The 20,137-nt window shown below is 65.6% G+C and carries 18 protein-coding genes; 7 read left to right on the forward strand and 11 right to left on the reverse strand.

Going from position 1 to position 20,137, the window contains the following annotated elements; genetic code table 11:
* Window positions 1-31: 31 nt before the first annotated feature.
* The 5 genes from NED97_RS18400 to lipA all read right to left on the reverse strand — a co-directional run bounded on the left by NED97_RS18400 (window position 32) and on the right by lipA (window position 6,682).
* The gene (locus NED97_RS18400; RefSeq protein WP_252488461.1) at window positions 32-1,531 is read right to left on the reverse strand and encodes a dihydrolipoyl dehydrogenase; all 1,500 of its coding nucleotides are present in this window, start codon (window positions 1,529-1,531) and stop codon (window positions 32-34) included.
* Window positions 1,532-1,568: 37 nt separating this feature from the next.
* Window positions 1,569-3,212, reverse strand: a complete 1,644-nt coding sequence (locus NED97_RS18405) for a 2-oxo acid dehydrogenase subunit E2 (protein ID WP_252488462.1) — start codon at window positions 3,210-3,212, stop codon at window positions 1,569-1,571.
* 1 nt (window position 3,213) lies between these two features.
* Window positions 3,214-4,200 (reverse strand): alpha-ketoacid dehydrogenase subunit beta, encoded by a 987-nt coding sequence (locus tag NED97_RS18410; RefSeq protein ID WP_252488463.1) that lies wholly within the window; start codon window positions 4,198-4,200, stop codon window positions 3,214-3,216.
* A gap of 3 nt (window positions 4,201-4,203) precedes the next feature.
* Window positions 4,204-5,313, reverse strand: coding sequence for a pyruvate dehydrogenase (acetyl-transferring) E1 component subunit alpha (gene pdhA / locus NED97_RS18415; RefSeq protein WP_252488464.1), 1,110 nt, complete (start codon window positions 5,311-5,313; stop codon window positions 4,204-4,206).
* Window positions 5,314-5,713: 400 nt separating this feature from the next.
* Complete coding sequence (gene lipA / locus NED97_RS18420; protein WP_252488465.1) at window positions 5,714-6,682, reverse strand: lipoyl synthase; 969 nt, start codon at window positions 6,680-6,682, stop codon at window positions 5,714-5,716.
* 120 nt (window positions 6,683-6,802) lie between these two features.
* On the opposite strand from lipA, the gene NED97_RS18425 reads away from it, so the two are divergent.
* The 3 genes from NED97_RS18425 (at window position 6,803) to NED97_RS18435 (ending at window position 11,209) form a co-directional block, all read left to right on the forward strand.
* A complete protein-coding gene (locus NED97_RS18425; protein WP_252488466.1) occupies window positions 6,803-8,203 on the forward strand; it encodes an MATE family efflux transporter in 1,401 nt (466 codons plus the stop codon).
* Between the two features lie 62 nt (window positions 8,204-8,265).
* Window positions 8,266-8,784 (forward strand): PH domain-containing protein, encoded by a 519-nt coding sequence (locus NED97_RS18430; protein ID WP_252488467.1) that lies wholly within the window; start codon window positions 8,266-8,268, stop codon window positions 8,782-8,784.
* 67 nt (window positions 8,785-8,851) lie between these two features.
* Window positions 8,852-11,209, forward strand: a complete 2,358-nt coding sequence (locus NED97_RS18435) for a DEAD/DEAH box helicase (protein ID WP_252488468.1) — start codon at window positions 8,852-8,854, stop codon at window positions 11,207-11,209.
* Window positions 11,210-11,319: 110 nt separating this feature from the next.
* Here NED97_RS18435 and hisH read toward each other — a convergent pair whose 3' ends face one another.
* The 4 genes from hisH to NED97_RS18455 all read right to left on the reverse strand — a co-directional run bounded on the left by hisH (window position 11,320) and on the right by NED97_RS18455 (window position 14,703).
* Window positions 11,320-11,964 (reverse strand): imidazole glycerol phosphate synthase subunit HisH, encoded by a 645-nt coding sequence (gene hisH, locus NED97_RS18440; protein WP_252488469.1) that lies wholly within the window; start codon window positions 11,962-11,964, stop codon window positions 11,320-11,322.
* A 246-nt stretch (window positions 11,965-12,210) separates the two neighbouring features.
* A complete protein-coding gene (locus tag NED97_RS18445) occupies window positions 12,211-12,867 on the reverse strand; it encodes an HAD family hydrolase (protein WP_252488470.1) in 657 nt (218 codons plus the stop codon).
* 131 nt (window positions 12,868-12,998) lie between these two features.
* Entirely contained in the window at window positions 12,999-13,595 is a 597-nt protein-coding gene (locus tag NED97_RS18450; RefSeq protein ID WP_252490656.1) for a DJ-1/PfpI family protein, read from the reverse strand.
* Between the two features lie 319 nt (window positions 13,596-13,914).
* Entirely contained in the window at window positions 13,915-14,703 is a 789-nt protein-coding gene (locus NED97_RS18455) for an inositol monophosphatase family protein (protein WP_252488471.1), read from the reverse strand.
* A 426-nt stretch (window positions 14,704-15,129) separates the two neighbouring features.
* Between NED97_RS18455 and NED97_RS18460 the strand changes: the two genes are divergently transcribed.
* Complete coding sequence (locus tag NED97_RS18460) at window positions 15,130-15,438, forward strand: MazG nucleotide pyrophosphohydrolase domain-containing protein (protein ID WP_252488472.1); 309 nt, start codon at window positions 15,130-15,132, stop codon at window positions 15,436-15,438.
* A gap of 13 nt (window positions 15,439-15,451) precedes the next feature.
* Here the strand turns inward: NED97_RS18460 and NED97_RS18465 are convergent, their stop codons facing one another.
* Entirely contained in the window at window positions 15,452-16,627 is a 1,176-nt protein-coding gene (locus tag NED97_RS18465) for an HD domain-containing protein (RefSeq protein WP_252488473.1), read from the reverse strand.
* Window positions 16,628-16,720: 93 nt separating this feature from the next.
* Complete coding sequence (locus NED97_RS18470) at window positions 16,721-17,242, reverse strand: AAA family ATPase (RefSeq protein WP_252488474.1); 522 nt, start codon at window positions 17,240-17,242, stop codon at window positions 16,721-16,723.
* Window positions 17,243-17,433: 191 nt separating this feature from the next.
* Here NED97_RS18470 and NED97_RS18475 point away from each other — a divergent pair, with 191 nt between their 5' ends.
* The 3 genes from NED97_RS18475 to phnE are packed head-to-tail and all read left to right on the forward strand — an operon-like array spanning window position 17,434 to window position 20,131.
* Entirely contained in the window at window positions 17,434-18,441 is a 1,008-nt protein-coding gene (locus NED97_RS18475; protein WP_252488475.1) for a PhnD/SsuA/transferrin family substrate-binding protein, read from the forward strand.
* 38 nt (window positions 18,442-18,479) lie between these two features.
* Entirely contained in the window at window positions 18,480-19,247 is a 768-nt protein-coding gene (gene phnC / locus NED97_RS18480) for a phosphonate ABC transporter ATP-binding protein (protein WP_252488476.1), read from the forward strand.
* On the forward strand, window positions 19,244-20,131 hold the full coding sequence (gene phnE / locus NED97_RS18485; RefSeq protein WP_252488477.1) for a phosphonate ABC transporter, permease protein PhnE: 888 nt from the start codon (window positions 19,244-19,246) through the stop codon (window positions 20,129-20,131). The genes phnC and phnE overlap by 4 nt, the downstream gene beginning before the upstream one ends.
* The last annotated feature ends 6 nt before the right edge of the window (window positions 20,132-20,137 follow it).

Genomic DNA, 20,137 nt, shown 5'->3' on the forward strand with positions numbered 1-20,137 from the left:
AGAGGGTGGCGACTCGGCCGTCGGTACCGAGTCAGCGGTTCAGCGTGTGAATCGCGTGGCCGAGCGCGTTCTCGGCGGCTTCCATCACGGCCTCCGAGAGCGTCGGATGCGTGTGGACCGTCGACGCGACGTCCTCGAGGGTCGCGCCGAGTTCGATCGCGAGGCCGAGTTCGGCGATGAGTTCGGACGCTTCCGGGCCGACGATCTGTGCGCCGAGTACGTAGCCCTGCTCGTCGTCGGCGACGATTTTGACGAACCCGTCCGACTCGCCGGTCGTCAGCGCCCGGCCGCTGGCCCGGAACGGGAACTTGCCGACGACGGTTTCGAAGCCGGCCTCCTCGGCCTCGGCTTCGGACATCCCCACCGTACCGATCTCGGGTTCGGTAAAGACCGCGGCCGGCATCGCCTGGTAGTCGACCGCCGACGGCTCACCGGCGATTACCTCGGCCGCGACCTGACCCTCCGTGCTCCCCTTGTGGGCGAGCATCGGTTCGCCGGCCACGTCCCCGACGGCGAGGATGTGCTCGACGTTCGATCGCGTGCGCGAATCCGTCTGGATGAAGCCGCGGTCGTCGGTCTCGACGCCGGCCTCCTCGAGGTTCAGCGTGTCCGAGACCGGTTCGCGGCCGACGGCGACGAGCACCTTCTCGGCGTCGAGTTCGAGCGTCTCGTCCTCTCCGCTCGCGGCTTCGCCGTTCGCTTGTTCCGAGGCGCCACGCGCCTCGCTCCCACCGTCGGCCGCAGCCTGTTCGGCTGCCTCGGCGACGACCTGGATGCCGTCGCCCGTCTCGGTCCACTCCGAGGCCGCGTAGCCGAAGTGAAAGTCGATCCCGAGATCGTTCGCGCGTTGCTTGACCGGCCGTTTGAGATCGTCGTCGTAGCCAGGCAGGATGCCGTCGAGCATCTCGATGACCGTCACGTCGGTGCCGAGTTTGGCGTAGACGCCGGCCAGTTCCATCCCGATGTAGCCGGCACCGACGATAACCATCGAGTCGGGCACGGAGTCGAGCGCCAGCGCCTGCGTCGAGTCGAGCACGGGCTCGTCGCCGTAGTCGAATCCGGGAATCTGGATCGGTCGAGAGCCCGTCGCGACGATGGCGTGTTCGAACTCGAGGGTTTCCGAGCCCTGCCCCTCGCCGCTGTGAGAGACCCGGACGGTGTTCTCGTCGGCGAAGGTCGCGGTTCCCTCGAGCAGGTTGACGCCGTTGGCCTTACAGAGCTTCTCGACGCCGCCCGTAAGCTGGCCGACGACCTCGTCCTTCCACTCCATCATCTTGGCGAGATCGATCGCGGGGTCGGCGTGAATCCCCATCTCCTCGGCGGTCTCCGCCTCGTGGGCGACGTCGGTCGCGGTGATCAGCGCCTTCGAGGGGATGCAGCCGTCGTTCAGGCAGGTCCCGCCGTAGGCGTCCTTTTCGACGAGCGTTACGTCCAGATCGAGCTGACCGGCCCGGATCGCGGCTACGTAGCCCGCGGGTCCGGCACCGACGACCAGCACGTCCGTTCCGGTTGTGACATCTCCGACGACCATCAGTTCGTTCCCTCGCGCGGTAGTGTACTAAGTTTCATCATTCGAGCAGTAGTAGTTCGGGGTTCTCGAGGTATTCCATCACGGTGTTGGTAAACTCTGCGCCGATCGCGCCGTCGATCAGCCGGTGGTCGAACGACAGCGACAGCGTCATCACCGAGCGCGGTTCGATCGACTCGGTGCCGTCTTCGTCGGTAACGACGCGGGGCTTGCGTTTGATCTCGCCGATCGCGAGGATCCCCGCCTCGGGGTAGTTGATGATCGGCGTGGCGTACTCGCCGCCGATTCCGCCGATGTTCGTGATCGTGAACGTCGATCCCTGGAGTTCGCCGGGGCTGATCGTGCGCTCGCGGGCCTTCTGGACGAGTTCGTTCATCTCCGAGGAAAGCTGGAGCAGCCCCTTTCCGTCGGCGTCGTCGACGACCGGAACCATCAGTCCGACGTCGGTCGCCGTGGCGACGCCCACGTTGTAGTAGTCGCGGTAGACGACCTCCTCGTTCTCCTCGTCGATCACCGCGTTCATCTCGGGGTACTCCTTCAGCGCCGCCGTCGCCGCTTTCATGATGAACGGCATGTACGTGAGGCGGATCCCCTGCTCCTCGGCGCGCGGTTTGAGTCGCTCCCGCGCCTCGACGAGTTCGGTCACGTCGACCTCGTCGTGGTGGGTGACGTGTGGCGCGCTGTACTTCGACTCGACCATCGCGTCGGCGATGGTCCTGCGGACGCCCTTGAAAGGCTCCCGGCGCTCGCGTTCGCCCTCGGCGAACTCGCCGGTCCCTTTCGAGACCGGTTCGCCGGCTTCGACCGCTTCGACGTCGGCTTCCTGCGCCTGACGCTGGGCCTCGGCGTACTCCTGGACGGCTTCGGGCGTAACGAACGCCTCGCCGTCGCGCTCCTCGGTCGCGGGCACGGCGTCGATGTCGACGCCCCCCTCCTCGGCGATCCGCCGGGTTGCGGGTGCCGCCAGCGTTCGGTCGCGGTCGGCCGACTCGACCTGGGCCGGCGCGGACGTCGACTGGGTCGTCTGCGTCGCGGCCGCCGCTTCGGCGGCCTCGGCGGAACTCGAGTCCGTCCCCGCGTCGGGTTCGGGCTCGGCGGTCGACGCCGCGGGCTCAGTCGCCTGCGCCGGGACGTCCGAACCGCCGGCGGCGGCCTCTACGTCGGCCGCGGTGATGCGACCGCCGGGGCCGCTGCCCTCGAGTGCGGAGAGGTCGATTCCCTCCTCGCGGGCCATCCGTCGAACGCGCGGCGGGGCGAAGACCCGGTCGTCCGGCGGTGCTACCTCGGCGGTTTCGGCGCCGGTCGCACCGGCGTCGCCGGCGGGTTCGCCCGCCGCGTCGTCCTGCGCCTGATCGGGAGAATCGACGCCCGACGGTTCGCTCGCTCGTTCCTCCTCGGACGTCGTCGGTTCGGCCGCGGCGGCGGACTCCTCGTCGGCCTCTTCGCCTTCGACGTCGAAGACAACGAACACGTCGCCGACGGGGACGATGTCGCCCTCCTCGTAGCGACGCTCGCGAACCGCGCCGTTGACCGGCGCGGGCACCTCGACGAGGGCCTTATCCGTCTCGACCTCCGCAACCGGCTGGTCCTCGCTGACCTCGTCGCCTTCTTCGACCAGCCACGAGACCAGTTCGCCCTCGGCTACCCCCTCGCCGACGTCGGGGAGTTTGAACTCGCGTACCATGTTAGAACCCCATCGCGTCCCGGATGCCGTCCTCGATGCGGGCCGGTTCGGGCAGGTAGTAGTCTTCGAGCGCGTACAGCGGGAACGGCGTGTCGAATCCCGTGATTCGCTCGACCGGAGCCTCCTGGTAGAGCAGCGCCTCCTCCTGGATCGTCGCGGCGATCTCGGCGCCCAGACCGCCCGTCTTGGGCGCCTCGTGGACGACCGCCGCGCGCCCGGTTTTCTTGAACGACTCGATGATGGTCTCCTCGTCGAGCGGCGACAGCGTCCGGAGGTCGACGACCTCGACGTCGACCTCGCCCTCGAGATTCTCCGCGGCCTCGAGCGTCGGTCGACTCATCGCACCCCACGTGAAGACGGAGATGTCCGATCCCTCGCGGCGGACGGCAGCCTCGCCGATCGGGACCTCGTAGGGTTCGTCGGGGACCTCCTCGCGGAACGCGCGGTAGATGAGCTTCGGCTCGAGGAAGATCACTGGATCCGGCGAGCGGATCGCGCTGGTCAGCAGCCCCTTCGTGTCGTACGGCGTCGAGGGGATGACGACCTTGAGTCCGGGCTGGTGGACGAACATCGCCTCCGAGGACTCTGAGTGGTGTTCGGGCGCGCGGATCCCGCCGCCGTAGGGTGCGCGAAGGACCATCGGACACGTGTATCGGCCGCGCGAGCGCGTTCGCAGGCGCGCGGCGTGGGAGACGATCTGGTCGAATCCGGGGTAGATGAAGCCGAGGAACTGGATCTCCGGCACGGGTCGCATCCCGTAGGCGGCCATCCCGATCGCCGTGCCGACGATTCCCGACTCGGCCAGCGGCGTGTCGATGACCCGGTTCTCGCCGAACTCGTCGTACAACCCCTCGGTGGCTCGGAAGACACCGCCGTTCTTGCCGACGTCCTCGCCCATGACGACGACGTCGTCGTTGCGTTCCATCTCGCTTTGTAACCCGTCTCGGACCGCCTGTACCAGCGTGAGATTCTCTGATTCTGCAGCCATGTCTTAGCCCTCCAGTAGCGCGTCGTCGCCGTGTCGCTCGCGAATCGATTCGAACCACTCGAGCTGTTCCTGTAATCGTTTGGGCATTCCCTCGTAGACGTGTGCGAAGATCTCCTCCGGGTCGGGACGCTCGACCGCTTCCGCGGCGTCGATGGCGTCGGCCACGTCCTCGGTGATCCGGCTCTCGATCGCGTCGACGCGCTCGTCGTCGAGGACGCCGTTGTTACGCAGGAACGTCTCCATCCGCGGAATCGGATCCTTCTGCTTCCAGTGTTCGACCTCGTCGTCGTCACGATACACCGAGGGGTCGTCCGCCGTCGTGTGCGCACCGAAGCGGTACTGAATCGCCTCGATGAGCGTCGGTCGGAGTTCGCCTTCGCCCGGGTTCTTCGCCTTCTCGACGGCGTCGCGGGTGACCTTGTAGACCGCGAGCGGGTCCATCCCGTCGACCTGGACGCCCTCGAAGCCGTAGGCCGTAGCCTTCTGGGCCAACGTGTCGCTCGCGGTCTGGCGCTCTCGCGGAACCGAGATCGCCCACTGATTGTTGTTACAGAAGAAGACGTTCGGGGTATCGAAGACGCCGGCGAAGTTCAACCCCTCGTGGAAGTCACCCTCGCTCGTCGCGCCGTCGCCGAAGTAACAGAGGAACGCCTTCTCCTCGTCCTGCAGACGGGAGGCCCACGCCGCACCCGTCGCGTGTGGGATCTGAGTGGCGATCGGGACGGCCACGGTGAAGATGTTGGCGTCCTCCGGGATCTGGTTGCCACGTTCGTGACCCATCCAGTACAGCAGGGTTCGCTTGAGCGACATCCCGCGAACGAGCGCGGAGCCGTGCTCGCGGTAGCTCGGGAACAGCCAGTCGTCGGTGTCCAGCGCGTGCGCGCTGCCGATCTGGGCGCCCTCCTGGCCGGACAGCGGGGGATACGTACCCATCCGACCCTGTCGCTGCAGGCTCACCGCGCGCTCGTCGAAGTGGCGAACGAGCCGCATCTGCTCGTACATCTCGACGAGTTCGTCCTCGGAGAGCTCCGGTACCTCGGCGCCCTCGAGGACGCGTCCGGCGTCGTCGAGAATCTGTACTCGCTCGCTGGGGTCTCGTTGTATCGTACTCACGGGTAAACCCACCTGTACATACCCTAACGAATTATCGCTCGCGTTAAAGGATTTTCGTAAATAGTTTACTATCAAAGAGATTCTTGCCCGACATACCGAGAGTGTTCGATGAACCGGGCTCGAACCGGGTGATCGTCCGAAAGGTGAGGGGTAGGGGTTCGGTTCGCGCAATATTTGCAAATAAATCATCGGAATACTGGACGAGCGGTCGATCTCGAGTCGAATTCGAAACCGGAGGCTGCGAGCGTACTCGAGGCGAGAACACGAGACGGGCGACGGATAACGGGCGACGGATAACGGGCGGCGGATAACGAGCGACGAGTAATGAGCGAAGGGTGACGAGCGGCGGACACCGAGCCCCGAGTCGTCGAGTCACCGGTTTCCCGGCGATCCGCGTCGATTACTCGGCCAGTTCCGTCGGCGATTTCGACTCCGACCGCGCGGCGCGGCGCGCCTCCGCCACGCTCTTGCCTTCCCGCAGGATGGCGTCGACGAAGAGTTCGCCCGCCTTGTACGACGAACGCACCATCGGACCGCTGGCGCAGTAGAGGAAGTCGAGTTCCTCCTCGGCGACCCGCCGCCACGTCTCGTACTTGTCCGGGTGGTCGTAGCGCCGGACGTCGAGGTGGCTCCGCGAAGGCTGGAGGTACTGTCCCAGCGTGACGACGTCGACGCCGCGCTCGCGGCAGTCCGCGAGCGTCTGGTAGACCTCGTGGTCGTACTCGCCGTGGCCGAGCATGATCGAGGTCTTCGTGTAGGTATCGGACTCGCGCTCGACCTGCTCGAGTACCTTCAGGCTCTGTTCGTACCCCGCGCGGCGGTCCCGGACGGGGAACTGGAGCCGTTCGACGGTCTCGATGTTGTGCGCGATGACGTCCGGATCCGCATCGATTATCTTGCGCACGAGGCGCTCCTCGCCCCGGAAGTCCGGAATCAGGACCTCGACGAGGATGCCGGGATGGCGCGCTTTGATCTCGCGGATCGTCTCCGCGAAGTGACCCGCTCCCTGGTCGGGCAGGTCGTCCCGGTCGACGCTCGTGAGGACGACGTAGTCCAGTCCGATCTCGGCGACGGCTTCCGCGACGTTTTCGGGTTCGTCGGGGTCGAGGGGCTCCATCCCGCCGGTCTGGACGTCACAGAAGTTACAGGCTCGAGAGCAGCGATCGCCCATCAGCATGAACGTGGCCGTCCCGCCTTCACTGTCGCCGGTCCCGGCACCGCCCGACCAGCACTCTCCGAGATTCGGGCAGTTCGCCTCCTCACAGACGGTGTGGAGGTTCCGCTCGCGGAGGGTCTCCCGGATGTCGGTGAACTCCCGACCCGACGGGGGTCGCATCTTGAGCCAGTCGGGCTTTCGAGCGCTGCTCATACTCCGAACGTGGTGGTCCGGAGGGAAAAATAGTTATGATCCACCACCCCGGATCCGCCGGCGCGTACGTTCCATCCGATAGAAATATTTATTTTACTTACTAATAATCGTGGGTACGATATGCTCGATCTCGACCGCGAGGAGATTACGACGGGATCCATTCCGAAGGCGCTCGCCCTTCTGGCGGCGCCGTTGCTCGTCCAGAATCTCGTTCAGGTCCTCCAGCAGGTCGTCGACACCCTCTGGCTCGGCCGACACAGCCTCGAGGCGGTCGCCGCGGTCGGGTTGACGTTCCCGCTCATGGGACTGCTGGCGGCGGTCTCGATCGGCGCCGGCATCGGAACCCAGGTGCTCGTCTCTCAGCGCGTCGGTGCGGGAAACGAGCGAAGCGCGCGTCGTGCGGTAGGAAACGGAATCGTCGTCGGCTTCGTCGCCGGGTCGCTCGCCGGACTCGCGGTCGCGTACTTCGCAGCCGACATCGTTGGCGTCTTCGGCGCCGGCGAACTCGTCACCCGGTACGCCGCCGCGTACCTCGTGGTCGCCGCGCTCGTGTTTCCCATCCTGGGTGCGAGCAACTGCCTCGAGTCGAGTTTCACCGGCTGGGGAGACACGCGAGCGGCGCTCTACATCAACGTCGTTGCGGTCGCAGTAAACCTCGTTCTCGATCCGTTCCTGATCTTCGGCTGGTGGCTGTTCCCCGAACTCGGCGTCAGCGGCGCGGCGCTGGCGACGGGGATCGGCTACGGCTTCGGCTTCCTGTTCGGCCTCGGAATGGCGGTGCGGGGACGCGACGGGTTCGTTCTCTCGCGAGACGTCTGCAAGTTCGACCTCGAGGACTGTCGCGAGATCGTCGACATCGGCTGGCCGACCGCCGGCCAGTACGTCTCGAGCCAGTCGGCGCGCGTCGGAATGGTCTGGCTCGTCGCGCTCGTCGGCGGCGCGACGGGACTGGCAGCGTACACGATCGGCGCCCGGGTCGCGACGATCGCGTTCGTTCCGGCGATGGGACTCCAGCAGGCCGCGCAGAGCATGGTCGGCCAGAACCTCGGGGCGGAACTCCCCGAACGGGCGCGGCGGACGACATGGATCGGCGTCGGCATCGCGAGCGTCAGCCTCACGGCCGTGGGGGCGATCCAGTTGGCGATTCCCGAAACGCTGTCGGTGCTGTTCGTCCCCGACGCGACGCAGGCCGAGGTCGCGATCGCCGCCGACTACCTCCGGATCCTCGCGTACGGCTACTGGGCGATCGGGGCGACGTATCTCCTTCAGGCCGGGTTCAACGGCGCCCGACGGACGCGGACCAGCCTGATCGCGACCCTGCTACAGTACTGGATCATCCGGTTGCCGATCGCACTCGGCGCGGCGCACCTCCTGAACATGGGCGTCATCGGCGTCTTCTGGGGCGTGACGATCTCGAACATCGTCGCCGCGCTCGGACTCGGCGTCTACTACTGGTACGAGACCGAGACCGGAATGAACGTCCGGGCGGTCGAAACCGCGGCTTCGGAGCCCGCGGACTGACTCGATTCCCGGTATCGACGCGCCGCGACAGCTTTACGGCGAAGAATAGAATAACAAGAGCCATGCCTCCTTCGTCACCGGACTGGCTCCACCTCTCGGACGACGAACGGATCGTCTGGGAGAGCCGACCCCACCCGATCACGATGGGGATCAGGGTGCCGATCGCCCTCCTGATCGTCCTCGGCGGGTTCGTACTCGCCGGCTGGAGCGCGGCCGACGGCACCAGTGTCCTCACGTACGCCGGGATCCTCCTCGCGCTCGTCGGAGCCGCCGCCGCGTTCGTCCGGTACATCTTCTGGCGAAACACTCGATACGTGATCACCTCCGCGGAGCTGTACAAGAAACGCGGCGTCGTCTCGCGGGACGTCACCCAGTTCCGACTCGACCGGGTCCAGAACACGACCCTGGAACAGGACGCGATCGGCCGACTGCTCGGCTACGGCGATCTGACGGTGTACACCGCCGGCTCCGGCGACCCGGAGCTCACCTTCGAGCGGACGCCTCGCCCCGAACGAGCGGGCAGCGCGCTCTCGGACCAGCTGAACGAAGCCGTCGACGGAACTCGAACCCGGACGCCGTGACTCGCGTCACGTCTCGGACAGATCGCGAAGGAAACGCCTTTCACTGCCGACTGCCCGTTTCAGTCTGATGGAGGTCGCCGAGGTTTTACCCGAGTTCGCCGACGCCTTCGCCTTCGAGGAGTTCAACCGAATGCAACGCGAGGCTCTGCCCGCGTTGCTCGAGTCCGAGGAGAACGTGGTCGCGAGCGCGCCGACGGCTTCGGGCAAGACCGCGCTCGCCGAGCTCGCGATCTGCAAGGCGCTGGCCGACGGCGGCACCGCGCTCTTTATCGCGCCGATGCGAGCGCTAACCAACGAGAAGGAAGACGACTGGGACCGCTTCGAAAAACTCGACTACTCGGTCTACGTCGTCACCGGGGAACGGGACCTCAATCCGCGGCGGGCGCGTCACGCGGACATCCTCGTGATGACCCCCGAAAAGCTCGACTCGGCGACCCGAAAACACGACTCTCGACGGTACGACTTCGTCACCGACATCGACCTCTGCGTCATCGACGAGGTCCACCTCCTCGACGCCGACCGCCGGGGATCGGTGCTCGAGGTGACGATCTCCCGGCTGCGGCGGCTCTGCGATCCCCGGATCGTCGCTCTCTCGGCGACGATGCCTAACGTCGACGACGTCGCGGCGTGGCTCGACGCGCCCGACGAGACCACCTTCGAGTTCGGCGACGAGTACCGGCCCGTCGATCTGAACGCCGGGGTCAAGACCTACACGCACGGCGAGAACTCCTTCGCGGACAAGTACCGCCGCCTGTACCGCGCGCTCGACCTCGCGGAACCGCACCTCCGCGAGGACGGCCAGTCGCTCGTCTTCGTCTCCTCTCGCCAGGACACCGTTCAGGCGGCCAAGAAGGCCAGAGACGAGATCGCCGAGCGCGACGTGCCGATGGGCGCCCGCGGCGACTACGACTTCCACACCGAGTCGAAGGAACTCGACAACGACACCCTCCGCAACTCCGTCCTCGACGGCGTCGCCTTCCACCACGCGGGACTCTCGAAAAACGACCGCGACCTCGTCGAGGAGTGGTTCAAGCAGGGACACGTCGAACTGCTGTTCTCGACCTCGACGCTGGCGTGGGGAGTGAACCTTCCGGCCCGTTGCGTCGTGATTCGGGACACGAAACTCCACGATCCGCTCGAGGGCGAGGTCGATATGAGCCCGCTCGACGTGCTCCAGATGCTCGGGCGCGCGGGCCGGCCCGGCTACGACGACGTCGGCTACGGCTGGGTTGTCTGTGACACCGCCGAGGCAGACAAGTACCGCCGGCTGCTGCGCGACGGCAAGGAGATCGAGTCCAGACTCGCGGAGAGCCTGGAAACGCACCTCAACGCCGAGATCGCGATGGGGACCATCACCGACTTAGAGGACGTGATGGACTGGCTCGAGACGACCTTCTACTACGTTCGCGGGCAGTCACAGCCCGAGGAGTACGACTTCCCCAACCTCCGCCAGCGCGTCCGGGACTGCCTCGAGGAACTGGTCGACCGAGGGTTCGTCACGATGGGCGAGTCGGGCGACCTCTCGATCGAGGCCACCCCGCGCGGAATGCTCGCCTCGAAGTACTACCTGCGCCTCGAGACGGCCGCTCGGTTTGCGGAACTCTGTGACGACGCTACGGTCGGCGACCTCGAGGCGGCGGATATCCTCGAGGCCGTCGCGACCGCCGCGGAGTTCGACTCGGTGTCGTCCCGGCAGGCCGAACGGGACGCCATCAGCGCGGTGCTCGTAGGCCAAGAGACCGACGACCTCGAGGCGGGCGAGCGAAAGGTGCTGGCGATCCTGCGCGGCGCCGCGAGCGGCTCCGTTCCGGGCGAACTCAGGAGCGACGCCTGGGTCATCCGCCAGAACGCGACGCGGCTCGTCTCCGCCCTCGGTGCCTTCCTCGACCGACTGGCAGGGCCGCAGGCCGCGAACCTCGCCCGGCGCGTCGAGGCGCGAATCGAGAACGGCGTCGCCGAGGACGCGGTCGGGCTGACCGCCATCGACGGGGTCGGCCCCGGCCGGGCGAGCAAACTCTCGAAGGAGGGGCTGTCGACGCCGGGCCACATCGTCGGCGCCGGCGTCACCGGCCTCGTCGACGCGGGTCTTTCAGAGGGCGTCGCCGAGCGCGTCTACGAGGGCGCGCAGTCGCTCCCCGCGGCCGAACTCGAGTGGGGGCCCTTCCCGGAGACGATCGGCGTCGGCGAGAACGACGTCTGTGAGGTCACCGTCCGAAACGTCGGCGAACCCGCGCGGGCGGGCATCCGCGTCACGGTAAACGGGGTCGAGATGACGAGCACGAACACCTACCTGCGCGATGCCGAGACGGTCCCCGTCGGCGTTTTCGGTGCCGACGCCGACGAACTCGAGTTTACCGTCAGCGTCGTCTTTCCCGAGGAGCCGCTGGTGCCGCTCGAGGAGACGCGGACCGTCGATGTCGTCTGAAAGGAGGCGATTTGCGCACCGGAACTACCGACTCGGTGTTCGGAGTCCGGCTCGTCGCGTGGAGTGCGAAACGTACCGCCGGGAGTTCTGTCAAGTCTCGAGTCTTATTGCTAGAAAGTGGTGACGCGGTCGCGGTGATACGCCTCGGCGTACTCGACGAAGTTCCGGAGTATCCGTAGCCCGAGCGGGCCGCTCTTTTCGGGGTGGAACTGCGTTCCCATCACGTTTCCAGTCTCGTTCGTAGCGATAGCGGCGAAGTCGAACCCGTAGTCACAAGACGCGACGGTGTGAGCGTCGACAGCCGACCCGTAAGAGTGGACGAAATACACGTACTCTCCGTCTTCGATGCCCTCTACGATCGGATGTTCCCGTTCGATCGTGAGCTGGTTCCAGCCCATGTGTGGCACTTTGACATCGGTGTGAGGGAGGCGTTCGACTCGTCCCGGAACGAGATCGAGCCCCTCGGTCGTTTCGCCGTCCGGAACACCCTCGCTACTCTCGGTGAACATGAGTTGGAGGCCCACGCAGATTCCGAGTATCGGAGTATCTTCGGCCGCCTCGACGAGAACGTCGTGGAACGGTCTGGAGTTGCGAACGCACTCTCCGAACGCGCCCACGCCGGGAAGAACGAGCGCCTCTGCGTCGGCAATCTGCTGTGGATCATCCGATATCTCTACCGTCGCGTCGGCTTGTTCGAGTCCGCGCTGAAGACTCCGGATATTTCCAACCCCGTAATCGATGATCGTTACCTTCACGTACGCAGTTCGAACCGGATCCACAAATGGTTATTCCCCGTGTTGCCCGCGTACGCACGTCTCCCGAGCTACGTTCAGCGCAGGGAGGGCGAGATACTCGCGGGGTCGCGCCGAACTCACCCTCTCCGTCCGGCACGCCGTTTTTGACAGGGTTTGTACGGATTACGATCCGGAGCGTTACGCCGTCCACCGGCATACAGCAGCCGTTTCACGAGCAGTTCGTCACCGCAGATCGGCGGCTTCGAGTTACGCGTCCTCGACGAACTCGAGCACCGTCTCACGAACCCCGTCGGGCGAGTCGACGACCTCGTCGGCCGGCGAGTAGTCGATACCGTCGTGGGCGTCGATCCGGTAGGCGACGACGAGCGTCTCCGCGCGGTCCGCCGCTTTGATCCCGTTCTCGGAGTCCTCGACGACGACGCAGCCCTCGGTCGGTACGTCGAGTTCGTCGGCGGCGTACTCGAAGACGTCCGGTTCCGGCTTGCTCGAGGCGTCGATCTCCTCGGCGCTGATCACGCGGTCGAACCCGTCCTCGAGGTCGAATCGCTCGAGGACCATCCCGATCCAGTCGTGGGGCGAGGAGGAGACGACCGCCGTCGAGACGTCGCGGTCGTCCAGTTCCGCGAGCAGGTCGTGGGTCCCGTCGAGCAACTCGACGCGCTCGGTGTAGAGCGTCTCGGCAGCATCGGCGAACTTGTCGACGTGTTCCTCGCGGGAGATCGCCGTTCCGTACTCCTCGTCGAGGTAGTCGTAGATCTCCCGGTAGTTCATGCCGGTCACTTCGGCGACGTCGACGTCCTCGTCGGGGACGGCCGCGGGGAGGATCTCCTCGCGCTGAAACTCGACCCAGTAATCTTCGGAGTTGACGAGAACGCCGTCCATGTCGAACAGGACTGCACTCATGTACGTCAGGGTAGCCGGGACGGACGTATAGCCGTTTGGCTATAGTAGTCACTGAAAATCGATGCACACCCGATCGCACGACGGCTGTGCGATCGGTGCGTGCATCGTTTTAGTTGGTACCACAGCGGTCGTCAGCCGAAAACCTCGCCGCGGCGCTCGTGTTCCATCTCTTCTTCGACCGCCGCAGCGACCTCGGCGCCGAACTCCCGCTCGAGCAGCCACAGCGCCAGGTCGATCCCCGCCGTGACGCCGCCGGCGGTGAGCACGTCGCCGTCGTCGACTACGCGCTCCTCGACGACGTTCGCGGCCGACTCCTCGAGGTCGTCGATCGCGACCTGGTGGGTCGTCGCGGGGCGCCCCTCGAGCAGGCCCGCCTCGGCCAGGATCATCGCGCCGGTGCAGACCGAGGCGACCGTCGCTCCGTCGGCGTACCGCTCGTCGAGGACGTCCGGCAGCACGCCCTCCTCGACGACGGCGCGGACGCCCTCGTTCGCGGCCGTCCAGCCGCCGCCGGGGACGAGCAGCAGGTCCGGCTCCTCGAGCGTTCCCTGCGGTTCGACCCGGAGATCGTGGCTCGCGGTGACGAGGTCGGTCTCCTCGAGCGTGACCAGCCGCGTCCCGATCGACGCGCCGGCCTCCGCGCCGTTCTCGAGGACCTCGTAGGGTCCGATCGCGTCGAGTTCGTCGAAGCCGTCGAATAACAGTATTTCTGCGGTAACGTCGACCATGTACGGGACGTCTTCGCCGTCGTAGAAACGTATTTCGCCGGACAGTTCGGGCCCGATCGTCGCCGCGAACCCGGGCGCGTATATCTCGAGATCCGCTCCGGACGCCGCGAGCAGAACGTCCTCCCAGCCGAACGCACCGACCAGTACGGCGATCAGAGCGACGGCGACCGTAAACGCCGCCGCGACGCGGACGAGATCGCCGTCGGCGTCGAGATCGGGATCGGGGTCGGGATCGTTCGTGGCGATCGAGCGGTGAAGTCGAGCGGGCCGCGTTTCCGCCGTCTTCGCTCGTGACGGGACGCGGACCGCGAACGGGGGATTACTTTCGGTCCGCGAGTGCGTCTCGAGGGATTTCGACGAGTGCGTCGAACACCGCCTCGTTGCCGGCGGCGACGAACCAGCCCTCGCCGCGCTCGGTCTCGAGGCCACTCTCGTCCGCAAAGAGTTCGCCGAGTCGCTGCTCTTCTCGATCCGGACGGTAGCAGACGATACCATCCAGCCGACCGCGAGCGAGCAGCCCCCAGTGGACCGTCGGGCTCCAGCTCTCGAGGCGGCGCTTGCACCGGTCCTCGACGGCCCGGTTAATCGCCTCCGAGATCGCCGCGCGGTCGGGCTCCCGCTTCACGTCGTGACCGATGACCGAGGCGACGGTCGCCGTCGACGGAGTCGCGTCGCTGTCGGCCCGCACGGGCCGTCCGTCGTACCTGACGCCCTCGTCTCGCCATCCGACGTACAGGTCGTCGAGCAGCGGCACGTAGACGACGCCGAGGACGGGATCGTCGTCCTCGAGGACGGTCACCGCCGAGGCGAACGACGGCAGCCCCGACTCGAAGTTGTTCGTCCCGTCGAGCGGGTCGACGAGCCACTCGTGCGCTCTGTCTCCGTCGTGAACGCCCGATTCTTCGGCGTCGATCCGGTGGTCCGGAAACCGCGACCGGACGACCTCGAGCATCCGCACCTCCGATTCGACATCGGCGCTCGATTTGACGTCGTGCTCGAGGCGGTCGGCTTCCGTGTCCCCGGCGCGATAGGCGTCGCGCAGGTACCTGCCGCCCGCGATACAGGCCTCGATCGCAGTCACCTCGAGTTCCGAGAGGGATGGCTCCATGACTCGCGTACGTCACCGATCCGTCATCTTGAACATTTCTATGACGGGGGCCGAACACACGCGAGTCGGCTGGGGAGGATGCGGTGAGTCCGCGTGTTCGGTAGAAGAAGAGCAGTCCCGTCGAACGCTCTCCTCCGTACGGACGATTCCGGATCGGAGCGCTATTCGGTGCAAGAAGGTACCGGACAGCGCGTTCGAAAGAGAGTGACTGAAACGACGTGTCCTGCTATCGTGACAACACGGAATTGCCACGCCCTCCCCAGCCGACTCGCTCGCACAGTATCGTCGACCGCCCTCGCTTTCGCTCGGTCGGCCGACAGCGCGCGCCACCTCGTGAGGTAGCCAGTCCGAAGCGGGACGTCGTCGACCACTATTGATCGCGAAGCACACCGCACCTTTCTTAGTCATGTTCCGAACCGATAGCATATGAACGACCGACAGCGACAGGTCGCGGCGTTCGTTGACGAACACGACCTCGAGACCCCGCTCGAGTACAGGCTGCTCGACCTCGTCTCCGAGGTCGGCGAACTCGCCAAGGACGCGAACGAGTCGACCGGCTACGGCGCGTCGCCCGCCGACCTCTCGATCGAGTCCGACGAACTCGGCGACGCCCTGTTCGCGCTGCTGGCCGTCGCCGACGCCCTCGAGATCGACGCCGACGCGGCGCTCGAGGAGGCCCTCGAGAAGTACGAGCGGCGACTCGAAGACGGGGGATCGCCGGGCTCCGGCGAGTGAGAAGCAGGGTCGATCAGGGGGTGGGGTCGTCCTCGACCGCGAGGACGGTCGCGGCCGCCTCTCGAACCGACTCGAGCTGCGCCGGCGGGGCGTAGACGCCGAGTCGCCAGATCTCGCGCGCGCAGGCGTCGAGGCCGGCGACCAGCGGCGAGCGATCGGCGAGGCGCTGCGATTCGCCGTCGACGACGACGCGGGCCCTGGACTCGGGCGAGGACGGGTCGCCGGGGCTGTCGAGGATGACGGACGCGGGATCGACGCCGGCCGCGCTCGCGATCTCGCGCTCGAGGTCGCGCGTCCGGTCGTAGTCGATCGCGACGAACTCGTCGGGGACGGCGTCGCGCCTGGCCCAGACCGCGCGCTTGTAGAGCCGGCGGTTGCGCAGCCGGGCCGCCAGGTCGGCCGTGGGCTCGTGGTCGGCGAGCGTCGCGAGCAGTTCCTCGTCGGTCAGCCGAGCGAACCGTTCTGCCGGGAGAACGCCGTCGACGAGGAGCCGTTCGCTCGCCCGGTCGAGCATCGCGCCGGCGATCCGGGAGACGTGGTGGCGGTAGACCGTCGCGTTCATGAGCGTCCGGGCGATCAGCGCGCTCTCGGCGGTCGCGACGTTGCCGTCGGCGAGCGCGAGGTCGCCGTCGACGATCTGGAACGCCCGGATCAGCCGTCCGTGATCGATCGTCCCGTAGGGGACGCCGGTGTGGTGGGCGTCGCGCACCAGGTAGTCCATCCGGTCGACGTCGAGCCCGCCCGAGACGAGTTCGCCGAGCGGGCCGCGCCCGTCGACGGTCGCCGCGACCGCGTCGGGGTCGACGCCCCGCTCCTCGAGGACGGTCCCGAGGTCCGTCTCCTCGAGCAGCCACTCGATCTCGTCGTGGTGGCGACCGAGGTGTCGCTCGATCGCGCGCTCGGTCTGGTGACCGAACGGGCCGTGGCCGGCGTCGTGGACCAGCGCCGCGGCGCGGAGACGGTCGGAGAGATCGTCTTCGAGGTCGAGGTGGTCGACGGCTCGCGAGGCGAGGTGGTAGACGCCGAGACTGTGTTCGAACCGGGTGTGGTTCGCAGAGGGGTAGACGAGCTGGACGGTGCTCAGCTGTCGGACGTACCGGAGCCGTTGCATCGGCTCGGTGTCGAGCAGCGCCTCCGCCATCGGACAGAGTTCGATGTAGTCGTGGACGCTATCCTTGATCGTCGTCATACGCGACAACTCGGCGGACCGGGGTCTTAGACGCGGTGGTCTCCGGCGGCCGAGAGCGAGGGCGGGGCGGCTGCCAGCGACGTTCGACGGCGGTTACCGCCCCTGGACGGCCGGCTCGAGGAGTTCGTGATCGATCTGCTCGTAGGTCGCCTCGAGCGATCCCGAGTTGTCGACGACGACGTGGTCGCGCTCGAGCGGATCGAACGACTCGCGCAGCTGCAGGTACTGTTCGAACCGGGCGTCGCTGACGGCGTCCGTACGGTTCTCGATTCGCACCTTGACGACCTCGAGGTCGCAGTCGACGTGGACGAACGTGAGTTCGGCGTCGACCGCCCGCGCGATCTCGACGGCCCGGTCGCGGTACGGTTTCGACTGGAACGTGGCGTCGAGAACGACGTTCGTGCCGGACTCGAGGTCCGAGCGCGCGAGTCGGAGCAGTTCTTCGTACGTTGCCTCGGACTCCTCCGAGGAGTACGTCGGTTCGGGGAAGAGCCGCTTTCGAACCCGGTCGCTGCGGTAGCGTTCCGCCTCGAGGTGCTCCGCCGTATAGGCGGACGCGACGGATTTGCCCACACCCGGCAATCCACAGTAGACGATCAGCGTTGGACGAGCCACGGTACCTATCGAGAGTACTCGTACTAAATCCGAACGGATTCCCGCGACGCGTCCCGAACGAGGTTCCGGGACACACCGAGCGAATCTCCTGTGTCGGCATATTATTCCACCGAGATAACTAAATATGAATACCGAAGTGATAACATATAAATTATCATTGATTTTATGTCGGTTCGCTTTTCGTACTACGTATGGCGCAGAGACCACGCGGCGGTGACAGCAGCCGACGATCGTTTTTGGCAGCTTCCGGGGGAGCCACACTCGTAGGTCTGGCGGGGTGTGTCGGCGGACTCGGCGGATCCGACGACGATGCCGTCCGGTTCATCCTCAACCCGGCGGAGGAACAGACCGACATCGTCGAAGAGTACACGCCGATGAAGGAGTACCTCGAGGAGGAGACCGGTGCAACCATCGACCTCATCCGCGCCGGCAGTTACGTCGAAACCCTCGAGGCGCTCGACTCGAACCAGGCGGATCTAGCGGACACGTCGCCGACGGCGGTGCCCGGCGGCGAAGGGTTCGCCGACGTCGTCGGCATGCGAACGGCCTTCGGCGGTCCGCTGTACTTCGCGACGATCTCGACGCTGCCGGACAGCGGGATCGAAAGCCTCGAAGATCTCGAGGGTGAGACGATCACCACGGGATCGCGGTTGTCGTTCAGTGGAACGCTGACCCCGACGCTGATGCTCAGCGAGGCCGGACTCGACGTCGGAAGTTTCCCGGACGGAGATGCGAACGACCTGGATATCCAGACCGCGGAGGATCACGACACCTCTCGCGAGCAGATGATCAACGACGATACGGTTGCGGCCGCTGCGACGGGCGCGTTCGCCTCCGCCCCGCAGATCCCACAGGAACAGTTCGAGGAGTACGACGAATTCGTCGAACACTCCGCCGAGTACGACGGTGCGGGCGACGGAGTCGACGACGAGAACCCGGAGCTACAGTTGCTCGCCGTCTCGGATCCGCTTCCTCGGGCACCGATTATGGCCCGCAGCGAGTGGGACGCCCCCGAGCGCGAGGATATCGAGGAGGCGCTTCTCGACGCCGAAGAGGAGGATCTGGTGCCCGAAGACGTCGACGAAGACAAGGAACTCTGGTTCACCGGCATCGAGGAAGCCGACCGGAGCGATTACGAACCCGTCCAGGAGGTTCTCGACGAACTCGGGCTCGAATTCGAAGACTTTGAGGAAGAGTAGCGGACACGTTCTAACAGACCGCGCAAGAATATTTAACAATGTCCGCTATCCGAGTAGAAAACCTCACAAAACGGTACGGTGAGACCGTCGCGCTTGACGACGTCTCGTTCGAAATCGCCGAGGGGGAGTTCGTGATCGTTCTCGGCATCTCGGGATCGGGGAAATCGACGCTCCTCCGGTGCATCAACGGGTTGACTGCGCCGACGAACGGCGAGGTAATCGTTCAAGGCGAGCCGGTCACGTCCCACCGAAACGACGTCTCGATGGTCTTCCAGCAGCACAATGTCATCGGCGATATGAGCGCGTATTCGAACGCGCTTACCGGCGCACTGAGTCGAGCCGACTTCGTGGAGAGCCTGCTCCGCTTCAACGACCGAGAAGACAAAATAAAAGCGCTGAACGCGCTCGACACGGTTGGACTGCTCGACGAGGCAGAACAACGCGCCGGCCGCATGAGCGGAGGACAACAGCAGCGGGTCGGCATCGCGAGAGCACTCGTTCAGAATTCGGATATTCTCCTCGCCGACGAACCGGTCGCGAGTCTCGACCCGGGTAGCGCACAGACGGTGATGGGGTATCTCCGTACTGCAGCCGAGGAACGCGGGTTGACCGCGATTATCAGTCTGCACCAGGTGAATCTCGCTCGGCAGTTCGGACAGCGGTTCATCGGCCTCGCCGACGGCGAGCTGGTCTTCGACGGCTATCACGACGATCTGACACTCGACGTAATCGACGAGCTGTACGGTGGCATCGATATGGGAGAGTTCCTGTCGGGCGGAGACAACAAAAGCGAGGCGACACGATGAGCGAGGACAAACTCATCGAACAGCGGTTAGAAGAGATCCGTCTGACCCGTCGGGTTCAGTGGGTCATGTACGGACTGTTCTCGCTGCTGTTTCTGATCGCTATCTACGGCTCGGTACGGTTGATGGATTTCTCGTTCGGCTATCTCTACCGGCAGTGGCCGTACTTCACCGATCAAGTCGTGAACTACGTCCCGGACATCGAATTCCTTATCGAGCGAAATCTGCCGCGTGAAGCAGGGATTACGCTCGCGATGGGATTCGTCGGAACCGTGTTCGGTATTCCGCTCGCGTTAGCCCTCGGCGTCCTCGGAAGCGGACGGGTTACTCCCTTCCCGTTTAATTTCATCTTTCGGTCGATCATGGCCGTCTCCCGTGCGATTCCCGCGCTGGTCTGGTTTTTCATCTTTATCCCGCTGAGCGGACTCACGGCCATCACCTCGACCATCGCGATCGCCGTCAGCACGATCGGAAACCTCGGTCGGCTGTTTACCGACGAGCTCGAGGAGGTCAAGGAGGGACCGATCGAGGCGATGGAAACCACCGGCGCGTCGAAATCACAGACGGTTACCTTCGGGATGCTCAGTCAGGTCAAAACGTCCTTCATCGCGTGGACGCTGTATATCTTCGAGGTGAACGTCCGACAGGCCGTCACCCTCGGGTTGATCGGCGGCGGCGGAATCGGCGTCGTCATCGAAGTTCAGCAAGGACTACGCGCCTACGACAACATGATGGCCGGCATCCTCGTCGTCTTCGTGCTAATCGTCGTCGTCGAGATGATCAGTCAGCGCATTCGATCCTACCTCCGCGACGACGAGGAAGCCGACGGGCTGATTCAACTCATCGTCGGGTTCCCCCAGCGGATGGCCGAGTCGGCGATCAAATAAGCGGCT

Source organism: Natronococcus sp. CG52, assembly GCF_023913515.1.
GTDB classification, from domain to species: domain Archaea; phylum Halobacteriota; class Halobacteria; order Halobacteriales; family Natrialbaceae; genus Natronococcus; species Natronococcus zhouii.